Below are 15,568 nucleotides of genomic sequence, written 5' to 3'. Positions count from 1 at the left end.
CACCTCACTTCGGTGCCAGGTACCAACCTCGGTCCGAGACCGTGCCTTGCAACGGTACATCCCAGCTCGCCTGGTTGAGCCGCTCCACTTTCTGGCATTCGTGCGCCAGTCCCAGCAGCAAGGGCTTTTTCCATGTCTGGCGCCGGCCCTGGTAGGCCAGGCTGCGGTCATAGAAGCCACCGCCCATGCCCAGGCGCCCCCCCACCTCGTCGAAACCGACCAGCGGCAGCAGGATCAGGTCCAGCGCCCAGATCGGCCGTTGCCGCTTGCGTTCGATCACCGGCTCCAGGATGCGAAAACGGTTGGGCCGCAGTGCCTCGCCGGCCTCGAAGCGCTGGAACACCATGCGCGTGCGCGGCCAGGCGTGCAGCACCGGCAAGTAGACGCGCTTGCCGCGCTTGTGCGCCTCGCGCAGCAGCAGGCTTGGGTCGATCTCGCCGTCATTGGGCAGGTACAGGGCGATATGCCGGGCGCGGCGGAACAGCGGATCCTGCGCCAGTTGGCGATACAGACCTTCGGCGGCCTGGCGTTGCTGGGCGGGTGTGAGTGCGCGGCGGGCATTGCGCAGGAAGCGGCGAAGCTGGGGGCGGGTGAGCGGCGCGGTGTCGGTCATGGCACGGGCGATCCCAGAAGAAACGAAAAGCCCGCCGTTGGAGGCGGGCAGTTCTGAATGCAGGCTCCCCGACAAGACCGCTATCGGTGTAGCCCTTGAACCCGAAAGTTCAAGGTGGAGATTGCAGGGGGCGTTAAGGCTTTCCGTCGGGCGGACATGCACACCGGCCCCAGCGTGCAACCCCCGTGGTTGTGCGTATCGGCTCAGGGACATAACCGACTGGCGCATCCCCCAGGGAGTGGCGCCAGTATACCAATCTCAGTCGCTTTTGCTAACCGGATCGTCGGACAGGGCCTGATCGACCCGTTCCAGCAGGTCGCGCACCTGCTCGCGGGTGGTGCCGCCGCTGGTCGCTTCGGGGCGTTCCTGGCGGTGCAGCAGCTCGTGGGTGATGTTCAGCGCGGCCATCACGGCGATGCGGTCAGCGCCGATCACCTTGCCGCTGCTGCGGATCTCGCGCATCTTGCCGTCCAGGTAACGAGCGGCGCCGACCAGGTTGTTGCGCTCCTCGGGCGGGCAGATGATCGAGTATTCCTTGTCGAGGATCTGGACGGTGACGCTATTGCTTGAACTCATGAGTCTTGCTCCAGGGCCTTGAGGCGCAGGATCATCGATTCGATCTTGCGTTTGGCGATCTCGTTCTTTTCGATCAGGTGGGCGCGTTCCTCGCGCCAGGATCGTTCCTGAGCTACTAAGAGTGCGTTTTGCCGCTTTAGTTGCTCGGCCCGTTCGATCAGCAACTCGAACCGGCTCATCAGTGCTTGCAGGTCGTTCTCTTGCATGGGTTGCACTCGATTCCTTCACTCGCCTGGCGATCATGCCTGCCCCAAGGGCGCGACGGCCAGTGCCGATGGTCTTGGCGCGCCTGCCGGTGCTAGGATACAAGGTCTCCATTCTAGTCATTGCGCCGTCTGGCGCCTAGCTGCCCATGCCCAATACCCAATCGCCCTACATCGCCTTCGCCATGTTGCTTTCGAGCAATGGCCACCCCGTCACCCCTGCCGAGCTGCATGGCCTGCTGATCGGTCGCAGTTGCGCCGGCGCCGGCTTCGATGCCGATGCCTGGCTGGCCGATGCCGCCCAGTTGCTCGAGACCGAGCCCGGTGACTCGGTGCGCAACGCCCTGGTCGGCCTGCAAGAGATGGTCAAGGCCGAGCTGACCGGCGAGGACGTCGCTATCGTCCTGCTGCTGCCTTCCGATGATGCCGCACTCAGCGACCGCGCCACCGCGCTGGGGCAGTGGTGCCAGGGCTTCATCACCGGCTTCGGCCTGAACGCCGGCGGCAAGGACCTGTCCACCGATGCCAAGGAAGTGCTCCAGGACCTGGTGGCCATTTCCCAGGTCCAGGAAGCGCTGGAAGAGTCCGAGGACGGCGAGAGCGACTACATGGAGGTCATGGAGTACCTGCGCGTCGCCCCGCTGCTGCTGTACACGGAGCTGGCCGCACCCGCCGCGCCCGCGCCAAAGCCATCGCTGCACTGATCTGAACGGGGTCGTTTGCCCATGAGCCACATACCCAAGGCGGAGTACGCCCGTCGGCGCAAGGCGCTGATGGCGCAGATGGTCCCCAACAGCATCGCCATCCTGCCGGCCGCGGCGGTCGCTATCCGCAACCGCGACGTCGAGCATGTCTATCGCCAGGATAGCGATTTCCAGTACCTGAGCGGCTTCCCCGAACCCGAGGCGGTGATTGCCCTGATTCCGGGGCGCGAGCATGGCGAGTACGTATTGTTCTGCCGCGAGCGCAACCCCGAGCGCGAGCAGTGGGACGGCCTGCGTGCTGGCCAGGAAGGCGCAGTGCGTGATTTCGGCGCCGACGATGCCTTCCCCATCAGTGATATCGACGAGATCCTGCCGGGCCTGATCGAAGGCCGCGAGCGGGTCTACAGCAACATGGGCAGCAACGCCGAGTTCGACCGCCGGCTGATGGAGTGGATCAACGTGATCCGCTCCAAGGCCCGCCTCGGCGCCCAGCCGCCGAACGAGTTCGTTGCCCTGGATCATCTGCTGCACGACATGCGCCTGTATAAATCGGCGGCGGAAGTGAAGGTCATGCGCGAGGCCGCGGCGATCTCCGCCCGAGCCCACGTGCGTGCCATGCAGGCCTGCCGCGCCGGGCTGCACGAGTACAGCCTGGAAGCCGAGCTGGACTACGAGTTCCGCAAGGGCGGAGCGAAGATGCCGGCCTACGGCTCGATCGTCGCCGCCGGGCGCAATGGCTGCATCCTGCACTACCAGCAGAACGACGCGCCGCTCAAGGACGGCGACCTGGTCCTGATCGACGCCGGTTGCGAGATCGACTGCTACGCCAGCGACATCACCCGCACCTTCCCGGTCAGCGGGCGGTTCTCGCCGGAACAGAAAGCCATCTACGAGCTGGTGCTGGCGGCCCAGGCCGCGGCGTTCGCCGAGATTGCCCCGGGCAAGCACTGGAACCACGCCCACGAGGCGACCGTGCGGGTGATCACCGAAGGGTTGGTGACGCTGGGGCTGCTCAAGGGTGAGGTGCAGGCCTTGATCGACAGCGAGGCCTACCGTGCCTTCTACATGCACCGCGCCGGACACTGGCTGGGCATGGATGTGCACGACGTGGGCGAATACAAGGTCGGTGGCCAGTGGCGCGTGCTCGAACCGGGCATGGCGCTGACCGTCGAACCCGGCATCTACATCGCCGCCGACAACCAGGCGGTGGCGAAGAAGTGGCGTGGCATCGGGGTAAGGATCGAGGACGACGTGGTGGTGACCAGGCAAGGCTGTGAAATCCTGACTTCAGGCGTGCCGCGCACGGTCGCCGAGATCGAGGCGCTGATGCACGACGCCCGCAAGGACGCCGCATGAACCGGGTCAACCTGGCGATCATCGGTGGCGGCCTGGTGGGCGCGAGCCTGGCCCTGACGCTGCAGGCCGCGGCCAAGGCCCGTGGCTGGAAGATCCTGCTGATCGAGCCGTTCGCCCCCGGCGACAGCTTCCAGCCCAGCTATGACGCACGCTCCTCGGCGCTGTCCTACGGCACCCGGCAGATCTATGAGCGCCTGGGGCTGTGGCAGACCATCAGCCGCCGCGCCGAGCCGATCCGGCAGATCCAGGTGTCCGACCGCGGCCGCTTTGGCGGCACCCGCCTGGACGCCCTGGAGGAGGGCGTGCCGGCACTCGGCTACGTGGTCGAGAACGCCTGGCTTGGCCAGTGCCTGTGGCAGGCGATCGACAACGAAGTGATCAGCTGGCGCTGCCCGGCGCAGGTGCAGGCGATGCAGGCCATCGCCGGTGGCTACCGCCTGCAGCTGGATGACGACACTTCGCTGGAATGCGACCTGGCGGTGCTGGCCGACGGCGGCCGTTCGGGCCTGCGCGAGCAGCTGGGCATCCATGTGCGCAACACGCCCTATGACCAGAGCGCGCTGATCGCCAACATCACCCCGGGTGAAGCCCACGCCGGTCAGGCCTTCGAGCGTTTCACCGAGCAAGGCCCGATGGCCTTGCTGCCGCTGGCGGACAACCGCTGCGCGCTGGTCTGGACCCGCCAGGGGATGGACGCCAGGCGCCTGGCCGAGCTCGACGAGCGCAGCTTCCTGCGCGAGCTGCAGGAGGCCTTTGGCTATCGCCTCGGCGCCTTGCGCCAGGTCGGTGCCCGCCATCTCTACCCACTGTCGCTGGTCGAGGCCGAGGAGCAGGTACGCCCGCACCTGGTGGTGCTGGGCAATGCCGCCCACAGCCTGCACCCGATCGCCGGCCAGGGCTTCAACCTGTCGCTGCGCGACGTGCAGTCGCTGGCGGACGCCCTGCTGGCCGGCCCGGCACTGCCGGGCGACCTGGCCACGCTGCAGGCCTATCACCAGCGCCAGCGCCTCGACCAGGCCCTGACCATCGGCTTCTCCGACCAGGTCACCCGCCTGTTCGGCAGCAGCCAGCCACTGCTGGCTGCCGGGCGCAACCTCGGCCTGCTTGGCCTGGACCTGCTGCCACCGGCAAAAAGCTGGTTCGCCCGCCAGGCCATGGGCCTGGGTACCCGCCCCGACCCGCGAGGCCGCCCATGAGCGATGTTCGCCGGCTCGCACGGCGGGCACGGATGCTGCGCTGGTTGTTGAACTTCTACCCGCCCTACCTGGGCGCCGGCATCCATATCCAGGAAATCAGCCCGGACATGCGCAGCGTCAAGGTGCGCATGAAGCTGACACGGTGGAATCGCAACTACGTCGGCACCCAGTTCGGCGGCAGCCTGTACGCGATGGTCGATCCGTTCTACATGCTGCTGCTGATCGAGCAGTTGGGGCGTGAATACATCGTCTGGGACAAGGCCGCCAGCATCGATTTCATCTCGCCGGGCAAGGGCCCGGTGTATGCCCAATTCCACGTCGACGACGCGCTGCTGGACGAGATCCGCCAGCAGACCGCCAGCGGCAAGAAATACCTGCCGCGGTTGCAGGTGGAGATTCGCGACGGCGCCGGTGAGCTGGTGGCGCGGGTCGACAAAACCCTATACGTGCGGCTCAAGCCGCAAGCGAGGCAGGCGTAAGGCATGGAAATGCGCGCAGATCTGTTGATTGTCGGTGCCGGTATGGTCGGCAGCGCCCTGGCCCTGGCCTTGCGCCACAGTGGTCTGGAGGTGCTCCTGCTTGATGGCGGCCCGATGACGGTCAAGCCGTTTGACGGCGAGGCACCTTTCGAACCACGGGTCAGTGCCCTGTCGGCCGCCAGCCAGCGCATTCTCGAGCGCCTCGGCGCCTGGGACGGCATCGCCCGGCGGCGTGTCTCGCCGTACTCGGACATGCATGTCTGGGACGGCAGCGGCACTGGCGAGATCCATTTCTCCGCGGCCAGCGTGCATGCCGAGGTGCTGGGTCATATCGTCGAGAACCGCGTGGTCCAGGATGGCCTGCTGGAGCGTCTGCACGACAGCGATGTCGGGCTGCTGGCCAACGCTCGCCTGGAGCAACTGCGCCGCTCCGGTGATGAGTGGCTGCTGACCCTGGCCGATGGCCGCAAGCTGCGCGCGCCGCTGGTGATCGCCGCCGATGGCGCCAACTCGGCGGTACGCCGCCTGGCCGGCTGTGCAACCCGTGAGTGGGATTACCTGCACCACGCCATCGTCACCAGCGTGCGCTGCAGCGAGGCACACAGGGCCACGGCCTGGCAGCGTTTCACCGACGAAGGCCCGCTGGCGTTCCTGCCGCTCAGCCGCGATGGTCGCCAGGACTGGTGCTCGATCGTCTGGTCGACCACCCCGGAGCAGGCCGAGCAGGCCATGGCGATGGACGACGCGGCCTTCCGTCAGGCTCTTGAGCGGGCTTTCGAGGGGCGTCTGGGCGATGTGCTGGAGGCAGATCCGCGGGTCTGCGTGCCGCTGCGCCAGCGCCATGCCAAGCGCTACGTGGAGGAGGGGCTGGCGCTGATCGGCGATGCGGCTCACACCATCCACCCATTGGCCGGGCAGGGGGTCAACCTGGGCTTTCTCGACGCCGCGGTGCTGGCCGAGGAACTGGTCCGTGCCTGCGAGCGTGGCGAGCGCCTGGCCGATGTGAAGGTGCTGAGCCGCTTCGAGCGGCGACGGATGCCGCACAACCTGGCGTTGATGGCGGCGATGGAGGGCTTCGAGCGTTTGTTCCAGGCCAATCCGCTGCCCCTGCGCTGGCTGCGCAACAGCGGCTTGAAGCTGGTAGAGCAGATGCCCGAGGCCAAGGCGCTGTTCGTGCGTCAGGCCCTGGGGTTGTCCGGGGACTTGCCGGAGCTGGCCAGGGCTTGAGGGCCGGGGCCGCCTGGCGGCCCCGGCAATGGATCAGGCGGTGCGCATCACGCTCATGCGCCCGACCAGCGGCAGCTTGCCGAGCAGGCCGAACAGCGGCGCCGTCCAGCGCACCAACGCCTCGCTGGCCTTGGCCGCCAGGGGCGTGTGGCAGCTCCAGCCCAGTGCCAGCACCGCCATCAACAGGCCGCCGATGTAGTCGTCCTGCCCCCAATGGGCGCCGGCCACCAGGCGCGGCAGCATGAACAGCAAGGCCAGTGTCCAGATCACCAGGTGCTGCACCAGGCGACGGCTGAACAGGCTCATGAACAGCGCCCAGATCAGCAGCACCGAGGCGTGGTCACCCGGGAAACTCTGGCTGGAGCGGTCCTTCAGTTCCCACTTCGCTTCCATGTGCGGATAGAAGTCGCTCAGGTGCACGGCGTCGTCGAACACCATCGACGGGCTGTTGTGTTGCCAGCCCATTGCGCTGACCCACTTGGAAAACAGCGCGCGAATCACCACTAAGAGGAGTAGGGTCACCAAAAAGCCGAAAAAAGCCTGGCGCGCTTGGGTAGCCTTGAATACCCAATCGCCGCGGATCAGCAGCGACAGCATGATCAGGCCGACCAGGATGTCGAAGGGGCGCAGGCTGCCGACTGCCCAGATCGACCGCCAGACCAGGTTGTCGGCCAGTGGCGCATTGAGGCTGTGGAATAGCCATTCGTCGAAAGTCAGGCACAGGATCTGGCCAACGGGCCACAACCAGAAACACAGTAGTGCGATGGGCAGCAGGGTGCAGGCTGCCAATGGTCCCCAGGACCACCTTGCTTGGAACAGTGGTCGATTGTCCATAAAATACCTCGATATCCAGCAGGAAGTGAGCGCCTTGTGAGCGCTCTGCGACGGACCTTTCGGTCTCCTGTAATTATTTTGTAATCATTTTTAGAAAGCCAGACAACCATGAGCGACTTGCCAGATACCGATTTCACTCAACGCTTCCTGTTCGACGACCGCGACGTGCGCGGCGAGATGGTCGCGCTGGAACGCAGCTACGCCGAGGTGCTGGCCAAGCACGCCTACCCGCAGCCGGTAAAGCATCTGCTCGGTGAACTGATGGCCGCCGCCGCGCTGCTGGTCGGCACCCTGAAGTTCGACGGGCTGCTGGTGCTCCAGGCGCAGTCCCAGGGCCCGGTGCCGCTGCTGGCCATCGAGTACACCAGCGAGCACGACATCCGTGGCCTGGCGCGCTATGAAGCCGAGCAGATCAAGGTGGATGCCAATCTGGCCGACCTGATGCCGGGCGGTCACCTGGTGCTGACCATCATTCCGGTCAACGGCCAGCGCTACCAGGGCACCGTCGAACTGGACGGCAAGGACCTGTCGGAGTGCTTCACCAACTACTTCGTCATGTCACAGCAGGTGAACACCTGCATCTCCCTGGCCGCCGATGGTGCTCGCGCCCGTGGCCTGCTGGTGCAGCAACTGCCGGCCGAGATCCACAAGGACAGCGAGGACCGCGAGGAAAGCTGGGCTCACGTCAAGGCCCTGGCCAGCACCGTGAAGACCGAGGAATTGCTCGGTCTGGACAACGAAACCGTGCTGCACCGCCTGTACCACGAGGACGCGGTTCGCCTGTTCGATATCCAGCCGCTACGCTTCCGTTGCAGCTGCTCGCGCGAGCGTTCCGCCAACGCTCTGGTGAGCCTCGGCGAGCAGGATGCCAAGGCGCTGGTGGCCGAACGCGGCGGCCAGGTCGAGATCGATTGCCAGTTCTGCAACGAGCGCTATCTCTTCGATGCAAGCGATGTCGCGCAATTGTTTGCCGGTGGCGGCACCGAGGCGCCGTCAGAAACTCAGCACTGAAACGGTTAACTACAGGAAAAACTCCTGTCGAATTGCGCAAAAACGCAGTTCTGACAGGAGGGGCCTACTTTTTTTGGGCGTTTCTGGCATAATCCGGCCACTTTTTTCGCTGTAGTAGTTTTTTCGAGACGACTACAAAACGTTTGGAGCACTCGGCCTCGGGCCGGATGGGGTATCTCATGACGCAAGCCAACAACACCGTGTACACCGACCTGAGCGTCGATGAGCTGGTAAAAGAAGCGCTGTCCCGCGGTGAAGGCGTGCTGGCCGATACTGGCGCGCTGGTGGTGGAAACCGGTCATCGCACCGGCCGTTCGCCGGCTGACCGTTTCATCGTCGAAGAACCGTCCACCCAGGACCAGATTGGCTGGGGCCCGATCAACCGCAAGTTCCCGGCCGACAAGTTCGATGCCCTGTGGGACCGCGTCGAGGCGTTCAACAACGTCCAGGATCACTTCGTTTCCTACGTTCACGTAGGCGCTGCGGCCGAGCACTACCTGCCGGTCAAGATGACCACCCAGACCGCCTGGCAGAACCTGTTCGGCCGTTGCCTGTTCATCAACCCCGAGCAGTACAACCCGGCTGGCCGTGGTGAGTGGCGGATCCTCAACGTTGCCAACTTCGAGTGCGTGCCTGAGCGTGACGGCACCAACTCCGATGGCTGCGTGATCATCAACTTCGCCCAGAAGAAGGTGCTGATCGCCGGCATGCGTTACGCCGGTGAAATGAAGAAAGCCATGTTCTCGGTGCAGAACTTCCTGCTGCCGGCCGCCGACGTGCTGCCGATGCACTGCGCCGCCAACATCGGCGAAGAGGGTGACGTCACCCTGTTCTTCGGCCTGTCCGGCACCGGCAAGACCACCCTGTCGGCCGACGAAAGCCGTTACCTGATCGGTGACGACGAGCACGGCTGGGGTGAGGGCGTGGTGTTCAACATCGAAGGCGGTTGCTATGCCAAGTGCATCGACCTCTCCGAGAAGAACGAGCCGGTCATCTGGAAAGCCATCAAGCACGGCGCGGTGCTGGAAAACGTCGTGATCGACGCCAACAAGCACGCCGACTACGCCGACGTGAGCCTGACCCAGAACAGCCGTGCCGCCTATCCGTTGGCGCACGTCGAGAAGGTCTCGGCAGAGAACCTGGGCGGCGAGCCGAACGCGGTCATCTTCCTGACCTGCGACCTGACCGGCGTACTGCCTCCGGTGTCGATCCTGAACAACGAGCAGGCGGCCTACCACTTCCTGTCCGGCTACACCGCGCTGGTCGGTTCCACCGAAATGGGTTCGGGCGGCGGCATCAAGTCGACCTTCTCCACCTGCTTCGGCGCACCGTTCTTCCCGCGTCCGGCCGGCGTTTACGCCGAACTGCTGATCAAGCGTATCAAGGCGTTCGGTTCCAAGGTCTACCTGGTCAACACCGGCTGGACCGGTGGTGGCTACGGCGTCGGCAAGCGTTTCAGCATCCCGACCACCCGTGGCGTGATCGCTGCCATCCAGAGCGGCGCTCTGGTCGGTGCCGAAACCGAGCACCTGGACATCATCAACCTGGACGTGCCGAAGGCTGTTCCAGGCGTCGAGACCGAACTGCTCAACCCACGCAACACCTGGGCTGACAAGGCTGCCTACGACGAAGCCGCCAAGGGCCTGGCCACGCTGTTCACCGAGAACTTCAAGAAGTTCGACGTTTCCGACGCCATCAAGGCCGCTGGTCCGCAGCTCTAAGCTGCTGCCGGTTCGGAAGAAAAGCCGCCCTTCGGGGCGGCTTTTTCGTATCTGAAAGCCCGCTTTGGGTGCTGTGTCTACTGAGGCTATCGCAGGGAAGGCCAGCTCCTACAGGATTTACACACCGTTCCTGAAGGTTTGTCGGATAGCCGCATCAATACAGCACGGCCAGAATCTGTTTCACTTGCAGGGCACCCACCAGAAAGCAGATGCCTCATGACAGAATCCCCCCAACGCTCCGCCTTCTCTCATTTTCACCCCATCCTTACGCGCCCGCAGGACAACGACCATAACGGTCACCTCGCCGGCGCCACCGTGCATGCCTTCTTCGAAACCGCCATCCAGGCCTTCCTGGTCGAACAGGCCGAGCTGGACCTGCGCGACGGTGAGCTGGCCGGCTTCGTCGTCAGCTCGGCGGCGGACTTCTTCGCCTTGCCGGGCTTTCCCGACGTGCTCGAGGTGGGCCTGGGCGTGACACGCCTGGCGGGCAGTACCGTGGAGTTCCGCCTGGCGCTGTTCCGCCCGGGCGAGGCCGAGGCCTGCGCGGCGGGGAGTGTGGTGCAGGTGTTCATCGAGCGGGCCTCGGGGCGTCCTGTGGCGCTACCGGAGACGCTGCAGCTGATCCTCGCCGGGCTGTCGCTCAATCGTTGAGGCGAATGATCCCCTCGCGCACGGCGAACAGCACCAGGCCGGGCACGTCGTGGATCTGCAGGCGGTGCATGATCTGCGAGCGGTGAGCCTCGACGGTCTTGATGCTCAGGCCCAGGCCGTCGGCGATGGAGCGAGTGGTCTCGCCACGGGCGATCAGGCGCAGGATCTCCAGTTGGCGGGTGGTCAGCGGCGGTGTCTGGACCTGACTGACGACGCGCTTGCGGCTGTGCTTCAGGGCCTGGCCGATGACCATCGGCAGCACCGCCGACGACAGGTACTGGCCGCCACCACGCAGGGTCTGCAGGGCCTGCTCCAGTTCGCTCACCGTGGCGCTCTTGAGCAGGAAGCCATGGGCGCCCAGTTGCAGGCAGCTCATCACATGCTCGAGCTCCGAGCGTGGCGAGAACATCAGCACCCGGCAGGCAGGGGCGCGGATGAACAGCTCCTGCAGGGCCTGCTGGCTGTCCAGCTCGCCGCTCATGTCGAGCACCACGATGTCCGGCTTGAGTTTTTCCGCAAGGCTCACGGCCGTCATGGCATCGCCGGTGTCGCCCACCACGACGAAATCTTTCTTCTGTTCAAGCAGGGCACGCAGGCCGGCGCGGAAGAGCGGCGAGTGATCGGCAAGCAGGATTCGGCAGGGCATGGATAAGGGCCTGTTTCGCAAGGGAAGGGGGGCGGCAGGCCTGCTCGATCCGAAAGCGCACTGCCGCGCGGTTGCGCGATCAGTCCTTGTCTGCCGATGGGCGCGGCAGTGCCTCTTATCATAGGCGTTCGAACACCGACGGCAGTAGTGGACGCAGGGGCAGGCCCAGGGCGTGGACGCTCTCGCTGTGACCGATGATCATCAGGCCACCGGGGCGCAAGTGTGCCAGCAGGCGCTGGAGTACCTCGTTCTTGTACCGTGGCGCCAGGTTCGACAACAGGTTGCGCAGCAGGATGACGTCGAAGCGGCCGAGCTGTTCGGGCAGGGGCCGGATCAGGTTGAGCGCCTCGAAGCGCACCTGCTCGCGCAGGGCCGCCGTGACCCGCAGCCGGCCAGCCATCTCGTCGACGCCGCACAGGCAGTGGCGGGCCAGCCAGCCTTCGGGGAAGTAGCGTGCCTGGGCGATGTCGTAGATGCCGGCAGCGGCGGTCTCCAGCAGTTGTGGGTCGAAGTCGCTGGCCAGCACCTGCCAGTCGGGATGGCGGGCGTTTTCGGCGGCGACCATGGCCAGGCTCCAGGCTTCCTCCCCGGTGGCGCAGGCGGCGCTCCACAGGCGTGCGGGGTGGTCAAGGTCGGCCAGCCAGCGGGCCAGGCATTCGAAGTGGCGATGCTCGCGAAAGAAGTAGCTGTCACGGGCGACCAGCAGGCGCAGCAGGTGCTCGTGCTCCTCCGCGCCTCGGGGGCTGTCGAGCAGGGCGAGGTAGCGTTCGAAGTCCGTCAGGCCCAGGGCCTTGAGGCGCTTGTGCAGGCGCGCCGCGACCACGGCACGGCGATCGTCGGCCAGTTGCACGCCGGTGGCCTGCACGACCCGCTGGCGAATTGATGCAAAGCTGGCTTCGCCGAGCAGTGGCGGGCGACGACCGGGCATCCTTCAGCCTCTCCTGGCCCGGGGCAGACAGACGGGGTCGGTGATGATCGTGCGCATTCCCTGCGTCCTGTGCTTGATCGAAACAGCGATGATAACTAGTGGCTAGTGGCCTCCATATCGGGGCAGCCCCTAATCCTCTGGCGGGTATGCAAACGAAAAGGCCCTGCCGATGAGGGCAGGGCCTTAGGCCTCAGGCGTAAGCCTGGCCATCAGTCATGGCGCCAGTGGCGCTTGTGCTTGCGATGGCCATAGTGGTGACCGCGGTCGTAGTAGCGGCGATCGTCGTAGTCGCGACGGTAGCGGCGCGAATCACGGCGCTCATCCTCATCGGCCTTGTTGCCCATGTAGTTGCCCAGTGCGCCACCGGCGCCACCACCGGCGGCCGCGCCGATGTAGCTGCCGGTGGTGCCGCCCACGGAGCGACCCACCACGTTGCCGCCTGCGGCGCCCAGTGCGCCACCGATGGCCGCTTCGCCACGCTGGCGCTTGTCGGCACCCAGGGCGCCGCCGGCCGCGCCACCCAGGCCGGCACCGATGGCGCCGCCGGTGCTACCGCCGATGGAGTTGCCCACCACGGAGCCGAGTACCCCACCCAATGCGCCGCCAATGCCGGCTTCGGTGGTGCCGCCTGCCATGGCAACGCCGCTGAGCAGACCAAAAGACAACAACAGAATCGAGGAGTACTTCTTCATCAAGAGAGCCTCAGAGGGATGACGAAGCGGAATTTGAGGCTCGCCGAGGCGCCTGGCAATCGGAATCCGACGAGTAGCACGAGTTGTACACAATTCTCTAAGTTATTGAATTATGTATGAAACTTTCTCGATTTTCGGTTGTCTGAGCTATTTATGACGAAGCCCTGAACCGTTGCGGAACAGGGCTTTTTTGTGGGCAATTGCTCGGAATCTGCGCTTGCCCTTGTAGGAGCGGCCTTGTGCCGCGAAAGGGGTGCGAAGCGCCCCCACGATTTGTGCATCAAGCAGATATCGCCGGGGCCGCTTTGCGGCCCTTTCCGGCCGGTCCGACGCCTCGGCAAGGCCGCTCCTACAGGGATCGCGCATAGCCCAATCTTGCTCAGATGATGCGCCCGTCGTCCCGCGCCCGCTCCAGCTTGATGGCGATGAACTTCGACGTCGGCGTATGGCTGCCATCGCCGATGCTTTCCAGCGGCACCAGCGGGTTCACCTCCGGGTAGTAGGCCGCCGCCTGGCCGGCGGGAATGTCGAACGCCAGCAGGGTGAAGCCATGCACCCGGCGCACATGCTCATCGCCCCACAGCGACACGATGTCGACCTTCTGCCCTGGCTGGAAGCCCAGGCGGACGATGTCGGCTTCGTTGACGAACAGCACGTCGCGCTGGCCGCGCACGCCGCGGTAGCGGTCGTCCATGCCATAGATGGTGGTGTTGTACTGATCGTGCGAACGCATCGACTGCATGATCAGGTCCGGCAACTGGCCGCTGGCGCGCACGCGCTCGTCGAGCAGGCTGTCGGGCAGCAGGTTGGCCTTGAAGTTGGCACGGCCGCTGGCGGTCTTCCACTGGCGGCTGCCGGCGCTGTTGCCCAGATAGAAGCCGCCGGGCAGGCGCAGGCGTTCATTGAAGTCGGCAAAGCCGGGGATGGTGTCGGCGATCAGGTCGCGGATGCGCGCGTAGTCGGCCACCAGCCAGTGCCAGTCCACCGGCTGCTTGCCCAAGGTGGCGGCGGCGATGCCGGCGACCACGGCCGGCTCCGAGCGCATCTGCCGGGACAGCGGCTTGAGCTGGCCGTTGGAGGCATGGACCATGCTGAACGAGTCCTCCACCGTCACCGCCTGCGGGCCTTCGCCCTGCAGGTCGATATCGGTGCGGCCCAGGCACGGCAGGATCAGCGCTTGCTTACCGTGAACCAGGTGGCTGCGGTTGAGCTTGGTGCTGATGTGCACGGTCAGCTCGCAGTTGCGCAGCGCCTGCGCGGTGCGCTCGGTGTCCGGCGTGGCCTGGGCGAAGTTGCCGCCCAGGCCGATGAACACCTTGGCCCGGCCGTCGAGCATGGCGTGGATCGCCTCGACGGTGTTGTGGCCGTTGTGGCGCGGCACCGGGAAGCCGAAGCGCTTTTCGAGGGCGTCGAGCAGGAAGACTGGCGGGCGTTCGTTGATGCCCATGGTGCGGTCGCCCTGCACGTTGCTGTGGCCGCGCACCGGGCACAGGCCGGCGCCCGGCACGCCGAGGTTGCCGCGCAGCAGCATCAGGTTGACGATTTCCTGGATGGTCGGCACCGAATGGCGGTGCTGGGTGATGCCCATGGCCCAGCACATGATCACCCGCTTGCCTTTGCAGTACATGCGCGCCGACAGTTCGATGTCGGCCAGGGTCAGGCCCGATTGCGCCTGGATCTGCTCCCACGGGGTGGCATCGACCGCAGCCAGGTACTCGTCCACGCCATGGCCGTGCTCGGCGATGAAGGCATGGTCGAAGATCGCCGGCTCGCCCTTGGCCTGGGCTTCACGCTCCCACTGCAGCAGGAACTTGGCCATGCCGCGCAGCAGCGCCATGTCGCCGCCCAGGGCCGGGCGCAAGAACGCCGTGTTGGTCGGGCGATCGGTGTTGGTCAGCATCTCCAGCGGGTTCTGAGGGTGCTGGAAACGCTCCAGGCCACGCTCCTTGAGCGGGTTGACGCAGACCACCTGGGCACCGCGCTTCACCGCGTCACGCAGTGGGTCGAGCATGCGTGGGTGGTTGGTGCCGGGGTTCTGACCCAGGACGAAGATCGTGTCGGCGTGCTCGAAATCGTCGTAGGTGACCGTGCCCTTGCCCACGCCGACGCTTTGACCCAGCGCCACGCCACTGGCCTCGTGGCACATGTTCGAGCAGTCGGGGAAGTTGTTGGTGCCGTAGGCGCGCACGAACAGCTGGTACAGGTACGCCGCCTCGTTGCTGGCCCGGCCGGAGGTGTAGAACTCGGCCTGATCAGGGCTGGACAGGTTGTTCAGGTGACGGGCGATCAGGGCGAAGGCCGCGTCCCAGTCGATCGGCTGGTAGCGGTCAGTGACCGGGTCGTAGATCATCGGCTCGGTCAGGCGGCCCTGGTACTCGAGCCAGTAGTCGCTCTGCTCGAGCAGCGCGCTGACGCTGTAGCGGGCGAAGAACGCCGCATCGACGCGACGCTTGGTGGCCTCCCAGTTGACCGCCTTGGCGCCGTTTTCGCAGAACTTGACCATGCCGCTTTCGGGCGAGTCGCCCCAGGCGCAGCCGGGGCAGTCGAAGCCGCCGTTCTGGTTGGTCTTGAGCAGGGCGCGGATGTTCTTCAGGGCGTTGTCGCTGCCCACCCAGGCCTTGGCCACGCTGCGCAGCGCCCCCCAACCGCCGGCAGGGCCGGGGTAGGGCTTGTAGCGAGGGGTGGAGGCGGGGGCGTTGTCTGGCAGTTTTTCGTAGGAGGTCACGGCTGT

At 65.6% G+C, this 15,568-nt stretch carries 16 protein-coding genes and 1 other RNA gene; 8 read left to right on the top strand and 9 right to left on the bottom strand.

From position 1 onward, the window contains the following. Positions 1-4: 4 nt before the first annotated feature. The 4 genes from ACZ899_RS18470 to ACZ899_RS18455 all read right to left on the bottom strand — a co-directional run bounded on the left by ACZ899_RS18470 (position 5) and on the right by ACZ899_RS18455 (position 1,395). A complete protein-coding gene (locus ACZ899_RS18470; RefSeq protein ID WP_234561239.1) occupies positions 5-613 on the bottom strand; it encodes a 5-formyltetrahydrofolate cyclo-ligase in 609 nt (202 codons plus the stop codon). A 61-nt stretch (positions 614-674) separates the two neighbouring features. Further along, positions 675-854: non-coding RNA, 6S RNA (gene ssrS, locus ACZ899_RS18465), on the bottom strand. A 17-nt stretch (positions 855-871) separates the two neighbouring features. After that, complete coding sequence (locus ACZ899_RS18460) at positions 872-1,189, bottom strand: cell division protein ZapA (RefSeq protein WP_203648834.1); 318 nt, start codon at positions 1,187-1,189, stop codon at positions 872-874. Further along, positions 1,186-1,395: a TIGR02449 family protein gene (locus ACZ899_RS18455; RefSeq protein WP_234561238.1), complete on the bottom strand. Its 210-nt coding sequence runs from the start codon at positions 1,393-1,395 to the stop codon at positions 1,186-1,188. Before ACZ899_RS18455 ends, ACZ899_RS18460 begins: the two co-directional genes overlap by 4 nt. Positions 1,396-1,541: 146 nt before the next feature. Between ACZ899_RS18455 and ACZ899_RS18450 the strand changes: the two genes are divergently transcribed. From ACZ899_RS18450 to ACZ899_RS18430, 5 genes are read left to right on the top strand one after another with little or no spacing between them, the layout of a single operon-like run. Further along, a complete protein-coding gene (locus ACZ899_RS18450) occupies positions 1,542-2,096 on the top strand; it encodes a YecA/YgfB family protein (protein WP_232854823.1) in 555 nt (184 codons plus the stop codon). Between the two features lie 21 nt (positions 2,097-2,117). Beyond that, positions 2,118-3,452, top strand: coding sequence for a Xaa-Pro aminopeptidase (gene pepP / locus ACZ899_RS18445; RefSeq protein ID WP_234561237.1), 1,335 nt, complete (start codon positions 2,118-2,120; stop codon positions 3,450-3,452). Beyond that, the gene (gene ubiH / locus ACZ899_RS18440) at positions 3,449-4,648 is read left to right on the top strand and encodes a 2-octaprenyl-6-methoxyphenyl hydroxylase (protein ID WP_186712116.1); all 1,200 of its coding nucleotides are present in this window, start codon (positions 3,449-3,451) and stop codon (positions 4,646-4,648) included. Before pepP ends, ubiH begins: the two co-directional genes overlap by 4 nt. Next, positions 4,645-5,127: a DUF4442 domain-containing protein gene (locus tag ACZ899_RS18435; protein WP_203648827.1), complete on the top strand. Its 483-nt coding sequence runs from the start codon at positions 4,645-4,647 to the stop codon at positions 5,125-5,127. The genes ubiH and ACZ899_RS18435 overlap by 4 nt, the downstream gene beginning before the upstream one ends. Before the next feature lie 9 nt (positions 5,128-5,136). Beyond that, entirely contained in the window at positions 5,137-6,354 is a 1,218-nt protein-coding gene (locus tag ACZ899_RS18430; protein WP_203652568.1) for a 2-octaprenyl-3-methyl-6-methoxy-1,4-benzoquinol hydroxylase, read from the top strand. Between the two features lie 33 nt (positions 6,355-6,387). On the opposite strand, the gene ACZ899_RS18425 is transcribed toward ACZ899_RS18430, so the two are convergent. After that, entirely contained in the window at positions 6,388-7,188 is an 801-nt protein-coding gene (locus ACZ899_RS18425) for a phosphatase PAP2 family protein (protein WP_234561236.1), read from the bottom strand. A gap of 108 nt (positions 7,189-7,296) precedes the next feature. On the opposite strand from ACZ899_RS18425, the gene hslO reads away from it, so the two are divergent. The 3 genes from hslO (at position 7,297) to ACZ899_RS18410 (ending at position 10,571) form a co-directional block, all read left to right on the top strand. Further along, complete coding sequence (hslO, locus tag ACZ899_RS18420) at positions 7,297-8,199, top strand: Hsp33 family molecular chaperone HslO (protein ID WP_234561235.1); 903 nt, start codon at positions 7,297-7,299, stop codon at positions 8,197-8,199. Between the two features lie 179 nt (positions 8,200-8,378). After that, complete coding sequence (locus tag ACZ899_RS18415; protein WP_234561234.1) at positions 8,379-9,920, top strand: phosphoenolpyruvate carboxykinase; 1,542 nt, start codon at positions 8,379-8,381, stop codon at positions 9,918-9,920. A gap of 216 nt (positions 9,921-10,136) precedes the next feature. Then, positions 10,137-10,571, top strand: coding sequence for an acyl-CoA thioesterase (locus tag ACZ899_RS18410; RefSeq protein WP_186712110.1), 435 nt, complete (start codon positions 10,137-10,139; stop codon positions 10,569-10,571). Here ACZ899_RS18410 and ACZ899_RS18405 read toward each other — a convergent pair. The 4 genes from ACZ899_RS18405 to ACZ899_RS18390 form a co-directional block, all read right to left on the bottom strand. Further along, the gene (locus ACZ899_RS18405; protein ID WP_232854827.1) at positions 10,561-11,217 is read right to left on the bottom strand and encodes a response regulator; all 657 of its coding nucleotides are present in this window, start codon (positions 11,215-11,217) and stop codon (positions 10,561-10,563) included. The genes ACZ899_RS18410 and ACZ899_RS18405 overlap by 11 nt on opposite strands. Positions 11,218-11,335: 118 nt before the next feature. Further along, positions 11,336-12,145, bottom strand: coding sequence for a CheR family methyltransferase (locus ACZ899_RS18400; protein WP_232854828.1), 810 nt, complete (start codon positions 12,143-12,145; stop codon positions 11,336-11,338). A 209-nt stretch (positions 12,146-12,354) separates the two neighbouring features. Continuing rightward, positions 12,355-12,837 (bottom strand): glycine zipper domain-containing protein, encoded by a 483-nt coding sequence (locus ACZ899_RS18395; protein WP_234561233.1) that lies wholly within the window; start codon positions 12,835-12,837, stop codon positions 12,355-12,357. Positions 12,838-13,216: 379 nt separating this feature from the next. Next, positions 13,217-15,562 (bottom strand): FdhF/YdeP family oxidoreductase, encoded by a 2,346-nt coding sequence (locus ACZ899_RS18390; RefSeq protein ID WP_203648800.1) that lies wholly within the window; start codon positions 15,560-15,562, stop codon positions 13,217-13,219. Positions 15,563-15,568: the final 6 nt, after the last annotated feature.

The sequence above is a fragment of the Pseudomonas sp. TE31087 genome (assembly GCF_057284075.1).
Note: the sequence above shows the minus strand (reverse complement) of the source record. Positions and strands in the feature narration are given on the sequence as shown.

Bases quoted from the DNA above. Each gene is read 5' to 3' on its own strand.
- ACZ899_RS18470 (WP_234561239.1), bottom strand. From the start codon at position 613: ATGACCGACACCGCGCCGCTCACCCGCCCCCAGCTTCGCCGCTTCCTG.
- ACZ899_RS18460 (WP_203648834.1), bottom strand. From the start codon at position 1,189: ATGAGTTCAAGCAATAGCGTCACCGTCCAGATCCTCGACAAGGAATAC.
- ACZ899_RS18455 (WP_234561238.1), bottom strand. From the start codon at position 1,395: ATGCAAGAGAACGACCTGCAAGCACTGATGAGCCGGTTCGAGTTGCTG.
- ACZ899_RS18450 (WP_232854823.1), top strand. From the start codon at position 1,542: ATGCCCAATACCCAATCGCCCTACATCGCCTTCGCCATGTTGCTTTCG.
- pepP (WP_234561237.1), top strand. From the start codon at position 2,118: ATGAGCCACATACCCAAGGCGGAGTACGCCCGTCGGCGCAAGGCGCTG.
- ubiH (WP_186712116.1), top strand. From the start codon at position 3,449: ATGAACCGGGTCAACCTGGCGATCATCGGTGGCGGCCTGGTGGGCGCG.
- ACZ899_RS18435 (WP_203648827.1), top strand. From the start codon at position 4,645: ATGAGCGATGTTCGCCGGCTCGCACGGCGGGCACGGATGCTGCGCTGG.
- ACZ899_RS18430 (WP_203652568.1), top strand. From the start codon at position 5,137: ATGCGCGCAGATCTGTTGATTGTCGGTGCCGGTATGGTCGGCAGCGCC.
- ACZ899_RS18425 (WP_234561236.1), bottom strand. From the start codon at position 7,188: ATGGACAATCGACCACTGTTCCAAGCAAGGTGGTCCTGGGGACCATTG.
- hslO (WP_234561235.1), top strand. From the start codon at position 7,297: ATGAGCGACTTGCCAGATACCGATTTCACTCAACGCTTCCTGTTCGAC.
- ACZ899_RS18415 (WP_234561234.1), top strand. From the start codon at position 8,379: ATGACGCAAGCCAACAACACCGTGTACACCGACCTGAGCGTCGATGAG.
- ACZ899_RS18410 (WP_186712110.1), top strand. From the start codon at position 10,137: ATGACAGAATCCCCCCAACGCTCCGCCTTCTCTCATTTTCACCCCATC.
- ACZ899_RS18405 (WP_232854827.1), bottom strand. From the start codon at position 11,217: ATGCCCTGCCGAATCCTGCTTGCCGATCACTCGCCGCTCTTCCGCGCC.
- ACZ899_RS18400 (WP_232854828.1), bottom strand. From the start codon at position 12,145: ATGCCCGGTCGTCGCCCGCCACTGCTCGGCGAAGCCAGCTTTGCATCA.
- ACZ899_RS18395 (WP_234561233.1), bottom strand. From the start codon at position 12,837: ATGAAGAAGTACTCCTCGATTCTGTTGTTGTCTTTTGGTCTGCTCAGC.